Source organism: Isoptericola sp. NPDC060257 (genome assembly GCF_042726645.1).
GTDB lineage: Bacteria > Actinomycetota > Actinomycetes > Actinomycetales > Cellulomonadaceae > Isoptericola > Isoptericola nanjingensis.
The window spans coordinates 1-11,096 of sequence record NZ_JBHXAW010000136.1 but is presented as its reverse complement, the minus strand read 5'-3'; the positions used below and the strand labels follow the sequence as shown (position 1 = coordinate 11,096).

Sequence of the window (11,096 nt, the reverse complement as noted above, 5' to 3'; positions counted from 1 at the left end):
GCCTCCTGCAGGAGGTTGCGCCACACGGCGGCGAAGTAGGCGGCCGCCGGGGAGTCGGCGTCCATCCGGTAGTCCCAGTCCGCGAGCAGGTCCTGCCCGGCGGCGACGTAGGAGTCGTCGAGGTCGATGTCGAGCAGGGTGGGCACGAGTGCCTCCGCGAACGCCGACCAGTCGTCGTTCTGGATGCGGTTCATGTCCTCGGCCGTGAACGGCCGGCCGGACGCGATCTGCTGGGCGAGCAGGGTGCGGATGCGCTCCGAGCGGTACCCGTAGTCCCAGTCGTCCGCGAGATAGGGACGCGCCCCGTCGCGCAGCACGGCCTGGTTGGCCGCGACGACGAAGCCCTCCTCCGGGTCGAGCGCGCGCGGCATGTCGTCGTCGTCCACCCACCCCTGCCAGTCGTAGCGCGGGTCCCAGCCGGGGCGGGGCCAGGTGCCGTCGGACGGCACGGGCCCCTTCACCTCGGAGCGGACCGGGATGCGGCCCGGCGCCTGGTACCCGATGTGCCCGTCCGTGGTGGCGAACACGATGCTCTGAGCCGGCACCTCGAACAGCGCGGCCGCCGCGCGCACGTCGTCGGCGTCCTTCGCCGTGTCGAACGCGAAGACGGCGTCGGCCGTGCGGCCGGGCTGCAGCGCCGTCCACTGCAGGGCGACGGCGTACTCGCCGAACTCCGTGCCCTCCGAGGTGGGCGAGCCCACGACGTCCCCGACCTCGAGCACGTCCGAGACGATCGGGCCGTGCTCGGTGCTGCGGACCGTGATGTCGACCGGGGTGCCGCCCGCGACCCGGATGGTCTCCTTGCGGGTGTCGAGCTGCTCCCACTGCTCCGCACCGGCGTCCTTCAGCCACGTGTCGCCGCGCACCCGCTCGATGAAGAAGTCGGTGACGTCGGCGCCCATGTTGGTCAGGCCCCACGCGAGGTCGCCGTTGTGCCCGATGACGACGCCCGGGAAGCCGGCGAACGAGAAGCCGGCGACGTCGAACGGGCACTCGGCGGAGACCTCGTTGCAGTGCAGGCCCACCTGCGACCAGATCCCGGGGGCGGACAGCGCGAGGTGCGGGTCGTTCGCGAGCATCGGCTCGCCCGACTCCGTGTGCTCCCCGGACACGACCCACGAGTTGGAGCCCGCCGCGTCGCCGCGGCCCACCAGCACCGGCACCGCGTCCAGCGCGCTGCGCGTGGACTCGACGGCGGCGCCCAGCGCGGCGGTCGCCTCGCCGGCCCCGCCGGTCGCGCGGCCGGTGAGGGCCGACGTCAGCTCGGCGTCGGTCCCGGTGTCGGCACCGGCGTCGTCGCCCTCCGTCGCGTCGCCCGACGCCCGCGCCGGCCGCTCGTTGTCCAGGTCGCGGTTGCGCAGCACCGGCCGGTTGCCGCTCTCGGCGTACGCCGGGAACAGCTCGTCGACCAGGTCGGTCTCGCCGAGGGTGCTGTACGCCAGGGCCCGGTCGAGCTCGCTGTCGTAGTTGCCGCGCAGGTCCCAGGCCATCGCCTTGAGCCAGGCGAGCGAGTCGACCGGGTCCCACGGCTCGGGCTCGGCGACGTCCACGCGCGCCCCGAGCACCGTGTACTCGACGCCGAGCTCCTCGGGGTCGCGGCTCTCCAGGTACGCGTTGACGCCCTGCGCGTAGGCCTGCAGGTACTCGCGCGACTCGTCCGAGACGAGGTTCCACTCCTGCTCGGCCACGCGACGCCACCCGAAGGTGCGCGTCACCTTGTCCGCCTCGATCGCCTCCGGGACGTCGCCGACGAGCTCGGCGAGGCGGCCGGACGTCACGTGGCGGCGGTAGTCCATCTCGAAGAAGCGGTCCTGCGCCTGCAGGTAGCCCTGGGCGCGGAACAGGTCCTCGGGGGTGTCCGCGTAGACCTGCGGCACGTCCTGCGCGTCGCGTCGCACCTCGACGGCGGAGCTGAGCCCCGGCACCTGCTGCGAGCCCTCGTGGTCCGGCAGCGGCCGGCGCAGCGTGACGACGGTGAAGACCGTGCCGGCCACGAGGGCCAGCACCACGACGACGGCGACACCGACGACGGCGCTGCGGAGCCGCGAGCGCCGGCGGGGTGCCTCCTCGGTCTCCGTCACGTCCTGGGAGGGGTCGGGCTCGGACGGGTTTCCGGGTTCTGCAGGGGTGACGGTCGCTGACACGCAGGCGAGACTACCGTCCGGCGTATGATTGGCACTCGCATCACCTGAGTGCCAGCATCGCGCCCCTCCCGGCGGGTGCCGGCGTCCGCCACGAGGAGATCACGTGCCCACCTACGCGTACCGGTGTGCCGACTGCGGCCACGCCTTCGACGTCCACCAGTCGTTCACGGACGACTCGCTGACCGTCTGCCCCGAGTGCGGCGGGACGCTGCGCAAGCAGTACGGCTCCGTGGGCGTGACGTTCAAGGGATCGGGCTTCTACCGCACCGACTCGCGGTCCGGGTCGGGCAAGGGCTCCGGCTCGTCCTCGAGCTCCTCGTCGTCGAGCGGCTCGTCCGCTTCCTCGGGCGGCTCCTCCGGCAAGGACTCGTCCTCGACCAGCTCGTCGAGCACCTCGTCGTCCGGGTCGTCCAGCGCGTCCAAGGCCGCCTCCTCCTGATCGTCCGGCGGTCCCCGGTCGACGACGCCGTCGCGGCGGTCCCGACCGCGGACGCTGCCCCCAGGCCGGCGCCGTCCACAGGCTGTCGCGCCGCACCGACGTCCGGCGACCGGGCGACCTAGCGTCGCCCGCATGCCGCCGCTCGACACGCTCCCCCGACCCGACATCCGCCGCGCCCCGGAACCACGGTCCGGGCCCCCGCGTCCGCCCGACCCCGGTGGCCCGGCCTGGCGGCGCCGGGTCGCACGCCGGCTGCGGTCCCTGCTCTGGCGGGTGCGCTTCGTGCTCGCCGCCGTCTGCTGCGGGCTCGCGGCCGCCGCCGTCGTGCAGGCGGTGCGGCCGGCCCCGCCGCCCACGGTGGACGTCGTCGTCCCCGCCCGCGCGCTCCCGGCGGGCGAGCCCGTGGCCGCAGCGGATCTCACCACCGTCGCGGTGGCCGACGCCCTCTCCCCCGACGGCGTCGCCACGGACCCCGCCGAGCTCGTCGGGCGCACGCCGGTGACGGCGCTGCCCGCCGGGGTCCCCCTCCACCCCGGGCTGCTGCCCGGCGGCGGCGTGGTCGCGCGGGCCCCGCGGGGGACCGTCGTGGTGCCCGTGCGGCTGGAGGACACCGCGGCCGGCTGGCTGCGGCCGGGCGACCGCGTCGACCTGGTCCTCACCGGCGAGGCCGCGCGGGCCGCCGGCACCGACCGTGCGGACGACGAGGGTGACACCGAGCGGGACGACGCCTACCTCGCGCGGCGCGCGCTCGTCCTGCCGCGGCCGGACGCCGTCGAGCCGGTCGACGGCGGCCTGCTGGCGGGCGCGGCGCCGGCGTCCCAGGATGCCGACGTCACCCTCGTGGCGGTGAGCAAGGGCGAGGCCCCGGGGCTGTCCGCCGCGTCCGGGTGGGGCACCGTCGGCGCGGTGCTCGTGCGGTGACCCGATCGCGGCCGCCGTTGCAGCCCGCCGCGTCCCCCGCGAGAATCGGCGACCGTCAGCCCACGCCCGGCTCGCCCGGGCGCGCCGCACCACAGGGGGAATCACGTGAAGAGCATGTTCGCAGGCTTCAAGGAATTCATCATGCGAGGGAGCGTCGTCGATCTCGCCGTCGGCATCATCATCGGCAGCGCGTTCACCGCCGTCGTGACGGCGATGGTCGACAACATCCTCAACCCGATCATCGGCGCGATCTTCGGCAAGCCCGACCTGACCAACCTCTGGGACATCACGCTGCGCGGCGCGCACGGCGACATCGGCCCGTCGGTGCTGTCGGTCGGCGGCTTCCTCGACGCCGTCCTCAACTTCCTCATCGTCGCGGCCGCGCTGTACTTCGCCATCGTGATGCCGCTGAACAAGCTCGCCGAGCGCCGCGCCCGCGGCCAGGAGGTGGAGCCGGAGCCGCTGGCGCAGGACACGGTCCTGCTGCAGGAGATCCGCGACCTGCTCGCCGCGCAGTCCGGCCGCTCGCGGTACTGACCCGCGGTACCGACGCCGCCGGCCGAGCCCGTCGAGACCTGGTCCCCGGGGCCTGCCGACCGCGTCGTCAGGGCCGGCCCCAGTGCGGCGGCACGTCGCGCAGCAGGCGATCGTCGTTGTCGTCGTGACCGCCACGGTCGTCGGCGGTCTCGCCCGGCACCGTCTCCCGCTCCGTGCCCTGCCGGACCACACGGCGCCGCGCCCGCTTGCGCGGGGTCGGTTCACCCGTCGGGGTGCCGGACGCCGGACCGGCCGGTGCGGTGGAGTCGCTCACCCGACCATTGTCGGGCATCGCCCGCGGGTCCTGTCAGGCCTCGGGCCGTGCCTCGCCCTCGTCGCCGGCCGAGGTCCCGGCGTCCACCTCGTCCGACGTCACGTCGTCGGCGTCCACCCCGGCCTCGTCCTGGACCGCCGCGCCGTCCGCCGGGGCGGCATCGCCGTCCAGCGCGGTCGCGGCGTCCATCGGGGCGGTCTCGAGATCGTCGTTCCGCACCGGCGCCGCAGCCAGGTCCTCGACGGCGACCTCGACGACGTCGGGCGCGACGCCGAGGTCGACGGGCGGCTCGTCCTCGTCCGGGAGCACCGGCACGACGACCTCGCGCGGGGGCACGACGCCGCCTGCGGTGCCGATCCGCTCGTCACGCACGCGCTGCACGAGCCGGCGCACCCGGTCGGCCTCGCCGTCGGGGTCGAGAAACGCGGCGGCGGACCAGACCTGCGTCACGACCCAGCCCAGGCGCTCCAGCCGCTCGGCGAGCTGCCGGTCCCGCACGCGCACGGACGGCTCCGCGACGTAGGCGGCGTCGTCGGTCAGCACGGCGACGAGCAGCTCGCCCGGCAGGTCGGGGTGGCCCACGACCAGCGGGATGCGATCGCCGTCCGGGGCGCCGTAGTCGGTCTCGACGAGGTAGCCGAGCTTCCACAGCCGCTCGCCGAGGTCGACGAGCAGGCGGTCCGGCGCACGACCCACGTCGACGCCGTTCCCGAGCCGCACCTGGTCGGCGACGCCGGACCGGCGCTCGGCCAGCTCCAGCGTCTCGACGAGCAGCCGGGGGCCGGCGCTGCGGAGGCGCTCGGGGTCGAGCGCGTCGGCGGTGAAGCAGGACACGACGTGCAGCCGCTTGCGGGTGGCGCCCAGCGCGCCGACCAGCATGGCCTCTCCCCCGGCCTCGCCGAGCACGCCGAAGCGGTGCAGCACCCGGCCGTGCGGCGTCCGACCGAAGCCGACGGACAGCAGCACCGTGTCCCGCGAGAGCCCGGCCACGCCGGTGATGTCCGCGACGACGACCGGCTCGGGCCGCGAGCCCGAGAAGAACGGCGCCAGCGCGGGGTTGGCGCGGACCTCCGCGAGCAGCGCCTCGCGCACCCGGTCCGCGTGCGCGGCCGTCACCGTGACGATCGCGAACGTCTCCTCCGGGCGGGTCAGGGCGTGCTCGATCGACACCTCGACCACGCGGTCCACCTCGGCCTGCGTGCTCTCCACGCTCCCCGAGACCGGGTCCGGCATGCCGGTGCCCTCCACGACGTCGAGGTGCACCAGCGGCTCGGCGCGCGGCAGGGGCGCCGGGCGCAGCAGCCCCTCGTAGCCGTGCGCGGCGAGCAGGCGGGTCAGCTCCGGGTCGCGGCTGTGCTCGTGCGGCTGCAGCGTCACCGTGGGCAGCAGCGCGGACAGCTCGTGCACGCTGGTGCCGGACGCCGACCGCGGGTCGCCCACCACGACGACCTGCCGTCCGCGCGCGAGGGCGGGCACCACGACCTCCGTGGGCACGTGCTGCACCGCGTCGAGGATCACGACGTCGGCCGTGCGGTGCTCGGGGAGCAGGTGCGGCACCAGGGTGGGCGTCGCGACCAGCGCGGGGCGGAGGCGGCGCAGGATGTCGCCGTGCCGCTCCGCGAGGTCGCGCAGCGTCGTCAGCCGGCCCTCGATGAGCTCCGTGAAGAGGGCCTCCGCGGAGTCCCGGTCCTCGCGCATCGCGGTCCCGAGGTGCGCCCGTGCCGCCACGCGCACCGGCTGGGACAGCGCGGCGAGGTGCTCGCGGTCGAGGTCGCGGAAGCGGCGCGCGAGCGCGTCGAGCCCGACGCCGTCCTGCCCGGCGAGCACGGGGTCGCCGGCGAGCAGCTGCTCGAAGACGGACGACCACCAGGCGAGCTCCAGCTCCGCGGCGACGAGGTCGCCGGGCACGCGCCGGTCGGTGAGGTCGTCCACGAGGTCGCCCACGCCGGCGGTGCGCGCGGCACGCAGCAGGCTGGTGCGCTCGGGCAGCACGGCCAGCGAGTCGGCGTGGCTCGCCAGCCGCTGCAGGCGCTCCGCGAGGCCGTCCAGGTCGAGGTCCAGGAGGTGGCCGCCCAGGGTGGTCGGCGCCAGCACGGGCTCGAGCGCCTCGAGGTCGATGCGCACGGCCTCGTACGTGTCCTCGATGGACGCGAGCCCCTCGGGGAGGGTCGGCCAGCCGCCGCGCTGCGCGTGCTCGGCCCAGACGTCGCGCTGCTCCTGCACCTGCACCAGCGCCTCGTGCAGGTTCGGCACCCGCACGCCGGGGCGCACCATGTCCTTGGCGCGCTTGTGCAGCCGGCGGCGCGCGAACCAGCCCATCTCGATACCGTGCTCGGCCCGCCAGCGCCGCGACGCGGTCGCCTGCACGAGGTCGGCCGCCGTCCGCTCGAAGACCATCGGGTGGAACAGGTCGAGCGTGCTGCGCATCCCGCCGAGCATCGCGAGCTGCTCGCCCCAGCCGCGCACCGTCGTCGGCGTCGTCAGGCCCGTGACCTCGCCCGTGTACGCGAGCTGGCGGCGCAGCTGCGGCAGGGTCACGTCGCGCAGCCGCTCCACGCGCACCAGCGCCTGGCGGGCGTCGTCGTCGGTCATCAGGTGCGCCCCGTACCAGGGCGTCGACGCCGGTCGCAGGGTGAACGCGCCCAGGGCGGCGGCCCGCTCCAGCCCGGCGGCGACCTCGCGTCGTCGCTCCGGCGTCAGCGCGAGCACCGACTCCGAGGCGAGCCGCACGGTGGTCGACGGCGCGGGCCGCTCGGCGGTCAGGCGCGCGAGCGCCTGCAGCGCGTCGTACGCGGACACCTGCCACGGCGAGCGCGGCTGGTGCAGCGCCTCGATGTACCCCGTGAGCTGGGAGCGCGTGCCGATCAGGGCGTCGCGCACGCGCGCGGTGCCGTCCACGTCGACCTGCTCCGGCTCGCTCGCCATCGCGGACAGCAGCCGTCGGGTCACGTCCTCGCGCCACGTGGGGTGCGGCGGCACGTCGAGCAGCAGGCTCTCCAGCCCGAGGGACTCCAGCCGCAGCGCGAGCCGGTCGGCGGCACGCCGGTGGCCGGTCACGTAGAGCACGGAGCGGCCCGCGGCGGTCGCCTCGCCGACGACGGCGGCGAGGGTGCCCGCGACGTCCGAGCCGACGGGGGCGTCGACGAACAGGTGCCCGCCCGTGGCCAGCGCGTCCAGCACGGAGCGCTGCTGCGGGTCGAGGTCGCCCACGCCCCGCTCGCGCGTCGGGTCCGCGTCGCCCCGGCGCAGGGCCGGCAGCTCCAGCGAGGCCAGCCGCTGCGCCGCGTCGTCCACCCCGGCGAGCGCCGCCACCACCTCGTGCCGGTGCAGCGACGGCGCGAGCTGGTCGAGGTCGTCGACGAGCGCCTGGCCGGGGTGCACGAACGTGCCGACGAGCACGCGGCGGTCGAGCTGGAAGTCGTCCAGGACGGCCTCGCCCAGCGCCGCCACCCGCGCCAGCACGTCCGTCGGGTCGAAGCCGGCGAGCGTGAACGTCGCCTTGGCGAGCGCCGCCGGGTCGAGCAGCGCCCCGTGCGCACGCAGCGTGCGCGCCACCACGGGGTTGATCTCGACCGTCGGCTCCAGCGTGAGGTCGTAGTCGGCACCGCCGTCCCCGCGCGGGGTGAGCGTCACCGGTCGCAGCACGACCGGCGCGTGCACCACGCGGCCGGCGGGCGTCGCGGCGTCGGGGTCCGACGGCGTCGCGCGCGGCGCGGCGACCGGCTCGCGTGCCGCCATCGACACGACGGGGATCGACGTCGTCAGCGCGGGCCCCTCGGCGTCCTGGTCCTCCGGGGCCACGGGGCCTTCGGCAGCCCCGGTGACCGGGGCGCCGTCCTGGTCGCTCGCGGGTGCTGCGCCCGGCTCCGCCCCGTCTCCGTCGCCACGGTCGGCGTCGTCGGCCGGGTCGCCGTCCGCAGGGGCGGCCGTCGTCGTGCCCGACGACGCGACCCGCGCGAGCGCCGCGACGTCGTGCCGCTGCGGCCCGCCGCCTCCGAACGGGACCTCCGGCCCGTCGTCGTGCTCGGTCCAGGTGGCGACGCCGATCGCGAGGTAGGTGGGCGCGACGCCGTACCGGGACGCGTGCTCGGCTGCGCGGGCCGCCACCGCCCGCGCCCGACGCCGCGCGGCGGGCAGCGCCTCGCCCTCGCGCACCAGGTTCGACAGGCGGGTCGGGCGCCCCGCGAACAGCCCGGCGACCCCGTTCGGGTGCGCCTTCGAGAGGTCGACGATCGCCTCGCCGAGCAGGCCCACGTCGGACAGGGACGAGCCGCCCACCATCTCCACCAGGGAGGCGCGCCAGCGGCGCGTCGCGGCCTCGACGGAGGCCGCCGCCGCGGACGACGCGCTCTCGCGGCGGCCGTCGGCACCGGACGGGCCCGGCGGTCGCGGGGACCGGCTGCCGGCGGCGTCGCGCGCGGAGGCGTCGTCGGGGTGGTCGGGTCCCGCCGCCGGGCCGCCGTCCGCGCCCGTCCGCGGGGACGGGTCCGGCGCGGCGGGTGCCCCGGCAGAGGGGTCGACCGCGGTCGTGGCGGTGGATCGTCGGGCGGCTCTCACGCCAGCACGGTAGAACGGGCTGCCGCCGCGCCGGTGTCGGCGCGCCGAGGAACCGCCGGAGCACACGCTCCCGGGCACCCGCGAGGGGTGCGAAGGACGGGAGCGTGTTGACGCCCCCTCGGCGGGGGGTCCGAAGGGGCGTCGGGCCGGGCTCGGCCCGGCAAGGGACAGCGCGCACCGCGCAGGGGGCGGGCGATGCGCGCTGTCACCGAGAGTGTGCCGCCCAGCAGGGACGACGTCAATAAGGGACGGGGGCGAACCTTGCAACCCGTCTGAGGAAAATCAGAGGAGGGGCGCCTGCCCGGGGCACCTAGGCTGGGCGCCCGTGAGAAGAATGGTCGAGGCGGTGGCCCCCGCACGCATGGGCACCGGGTTCCGGTGGCTGATGTCGGCGTCGTGGGTGAGCAACATCGGCGACGGCGTCGCCCTTGCCGCGGGACCGCTCCTCGTCGCCTCGCAGACGAGCTCCGCCATGCTCGTCGCGCTCGCCGCGATGCTGCAGCGCCTGCCGTGGCTCGTGTTCGGCCTGTGGGCCGGCGTGCTCGCCGACCGCCTCGACCGGCGCCGCCTCGTCATCGTCGCCAACCTGCTGCGCGCCGTCGTCGTCGCCGCGCTCTGCGCGGTGATCGTGACCGGGCACGTCAACATCGGCGTCGTCCTGGCGGCCATGCTGCTCATGGGCGTGGCCGAGGTCTTCGCCGACACCACGTCCCAGACCCTGCTGCCCATGCTCGTGCGGCCCGCCGACCTCGGCACCGGCAACGCGCGCCTGCAGGCCGGGTTCCTCACCGCGAACCAGCTCGTCGGGCCGCCGCTCGGCGCCGCGCTCTTCGCCGCAGGGGCCGCGTGGCCGTTCGCCGCGCAGGTGCTGACCGTGCTGCTCGCCGTCCTGCTCGTGAGCAAGGTCGTCCTCACGCCCGTACCCCCGGCCGACGGCGCCGACCCGGCCACGCCCCGCAAGGTGCGCCACGACATCGCCGAGGGGCTGCGCTGGATCTGGACCAACCCGCCCGTACGCACCCTCGCGCTGGTGATCCTCGTCTTCAACGCCACGTGGGCGGCACCGTGGGGCATCCTCGTGAAGTACTCGCTGGACTACCTGCACATGGGCCCCGTCGGGTACGGACTGCTCACCACGGCCGCCGCCGTCGGCGGGCTGATCGGCACGTTCTCGTACGGCTCGCTCGAGCGGCGGTGGTCGTTGTCCGCCCTCATGAAGGTGTGCCTGACGCTCGAGGTGCTCTTCCACCTCGCCCTCGCCCTCGCGACGACCGGCTGGGCCGCGATGGCGATCCTGTTCGTCTTCGGCGCGTACTCGTTCGTGTGGGGCACCGTGTCCAACACGGTGCGGCAGCGCGCCACGCCCACCCGCTTCCAGGGCCGCGTCGGCTCGGTCTACATGATGTGCGTGTTCGGCGGCATCGTCGTGGGCAACGCGATCGGCGGCGTGCTCGCCGAGCACTGGGGCCTCACCGCGCCCATGTGGTTCGGGTTCGTCGGCGCCGGCCTCACGCTCGTGCTCGTGTGGCGACAGCTCGCGCACATCGCCCACGCCCAGGCCGACTGACGCGAGGTAGTACCGGGCCCCACGAGGTAGTACGTGTCCCCGCGAGGTAGTACCGGGCCCCACGAGGTAGTACGTGTCCCCGCGAGGTAGTAGCGCGACGCGCGAGGTAGTAGGTGCTACTCCCCCGTCGAGCCGTCCGCCAGCTCCCGCACGACGTCGAGGTGCCCGGCGTGCCGGGCGTACTCCTGCAGCACGTGGAAGCAGATCCACAGGAGCGTCGGCACCTCGTCGTCCGCCGCGAACCGCCCGCCGACGGCCGCCCGTGCGGCGAGGTCGTGGCCCGCCAGGATCTCGCGCGTCCGCGCGCCGCCCGCGTGCAGGTCGGCGACCAGCTCGTCGCGGCTCACGTCGTCGGGCACGTGCCAGGGGCTCTCCGGGGCGTCGTCGACGTTGTCGCCCCACGGGTGCGCGACCTGCTCGGCCAGGAACCCCCAGACGAACCAGCGCCGCTCCATGTGCACCAGGTGAGTCAGCAGCTCCAGCGGGGTCCAGCCCGACGGCAGCCGGCTCTCGCGCAGCTGCGCCTCGGTCAACCCGTCGAGCTTCCGGACCACCACCGCGCGGTAGTGGTCGAGGTAGGCGGCGAACTGCTCCGCCGGGTCGGCTGAGTCCAGGCGCGGTTCGACGTCAGGGGAGGTCACGACGTCAGCGTACGTC

General features: G+C 75.5%; 8 protein-coding genes and 1 pseudogene. 4 read left to right on the top strand and 5 right to left on the bottom strand.

Annotated elements, in window-relative coordinates:
- Positions 1-2,144 (bottom strand): penicillin acylase family protein (locus ACFWEK_RS12485; protein WP_430554251.1); only part of this gene is annotated, 2,144 nt, incomplete at its 3' end.
- A 103-nt stretch (positions 2,145-2,247) separates the two neighbouring features.
- On the opposite strand from ACFWEK_RS12485, the pseudogene ACFWEK_RS12480 reads away from it, so the two are divergent.
- A pseudogene (locus ACFWEK_RS12480) lies at positions 2,248-2,388 on the top strand (FmdB family zinc ribbon protein); the annotation flags it as partial.
- A gap of 14 nt (positions 2,389-2,402) precedes the next feature.
- Here ACFWEK_RS12480 and ACFWEK_RS12475 read toward each other — a convergent pair.
- On the bottom strand, positions 2,403-2,567 hold the full coding sequence (locus tag ACFWEK_RS12475) for a hypothetical protein (RefSeq protein WP_430554253.1): 165 nt from the start codon (positions 2,565-2,567) through the stop codon (positions 2,403-2,405).
- Between the two features lie 148 nt (positions 2,568-2,715).
- Here ACFWEK_RS12475 and ACFWEK_RS12470 point away from each other — a divergent pair, with 148 nt between their 5' ends.
- Both ACFWEK_RS12470 and mscL read left to right on the top strand, forming a co-directional pair.
- A complete protein-coding gene (locus tag ACFWEK_RS12470) occupies positions 2,716-3,504 on the top strand; it encodes an SAF domain-containing protein (protein ID WP_430554250.1) in 789 nt (262 codons plus the stop codon).
- Between the two features lie 114 nt (positions 3,505-3,618).
- Positions 3,619-4,041 carry a large conductance mechanosensitive channel protein MscL gene (gene mscL, locus ACFWEK_RS12465; protein ID WP_430547316.1) on the top strand — a complete coding sequence of 141 codons (423 nt, stop codon included), beginning with the start codon at positions 3,619-3,621 and terminating at the stop codon, positions 4,039-4,041.
- Positions 4,042-4,108: 67 nt separating this feature from the next.
- Here the strand turns inward: mscL and ACFWEK_RS12460 are convergent, their stop codons facing one another.
- Positions 4,109-4,315: a hypothetical protein gene (locus tag ACFWEK_RS12460; protein ID WP_430554249.1), complete on the bottom strand. Its 207-nt coding sequence runs from the start codon at positions 4,313-4,315 to the stop codon at positions 4,109-4,111.
- A gap of 33 nt (positions 4,316-4,348) precedes the next feature.
- Positions 4,349-8,872, bottom strand: a complete 4,524-nt coding sequence (locus ACFWEK_RS12455) for a hypothetical protein (protein WP_430554248.1) — start codon at positions 8,870-8,872, stop codon at positions 4,349-4,351.
- Between the two features lie 334 nt (positions 8,873-9,206).
- Here ACFWEK_RS12455 and ACFWEK_RS12450 point away from each other — a divergent pair, with 334 nt between their 5' ends.
- The gene (locus ACFWEK_RS12450; protein WP_430554252.1) at positions 9,207-10,439 is read left to right on the top strand and encodes an MFS transporter; all 1,233 of its coding nucleotides are present in this window, start codon (positions 9,207-9,209) and stop codon (positions 10,437-10,439) included.
- Positions 10,440-10,555: 116 nt separating this feature from the next.
- On the opposite strand, the gene ACFWEK_RS12445 is transcribed toward ACFWEK_RS12450, so the two are convergent.
- Positions 10,556-11,080 carry a DinB family protein gene (locus ACFWEK_RS12445; RefSeq protein WP_430547207.1) on the bottom strand — a complete coding sequence of 175 codons (525 nt, stop codon included), beginning with the start codon at positions 11,078-11,080 and terminating at the stop codon, positions 10,556-10,558.
- Positions 11,081-11,096 lie beyond the last annotated feature (16 nt).

Bases quoted from the DNA above. Each gene is read 5' to 3' on its own strand.
- ACFWEK_RS12470 (WP_430554250.1), top strand. From the start codon at position 2,716: ATGCCGCCGCTCGACACGCTCCCCCGACCCGACATCCGCCGCGCCCCG.
- mscL (WP_430547316.1), top strand. From the start codon at position 3,619: ATGTTCGCAGGCTTCAAGGAATTCATCATGCGAGGGAGCGTCGTCGAT.
- ACFWEK_RS12450 (WP_430554252.1), top strand. From the start codon at position 9,207: ATGGTCGAGGCGGTGGCCCCCGCACGCATGGGCACCGGGTTCCGGTGG.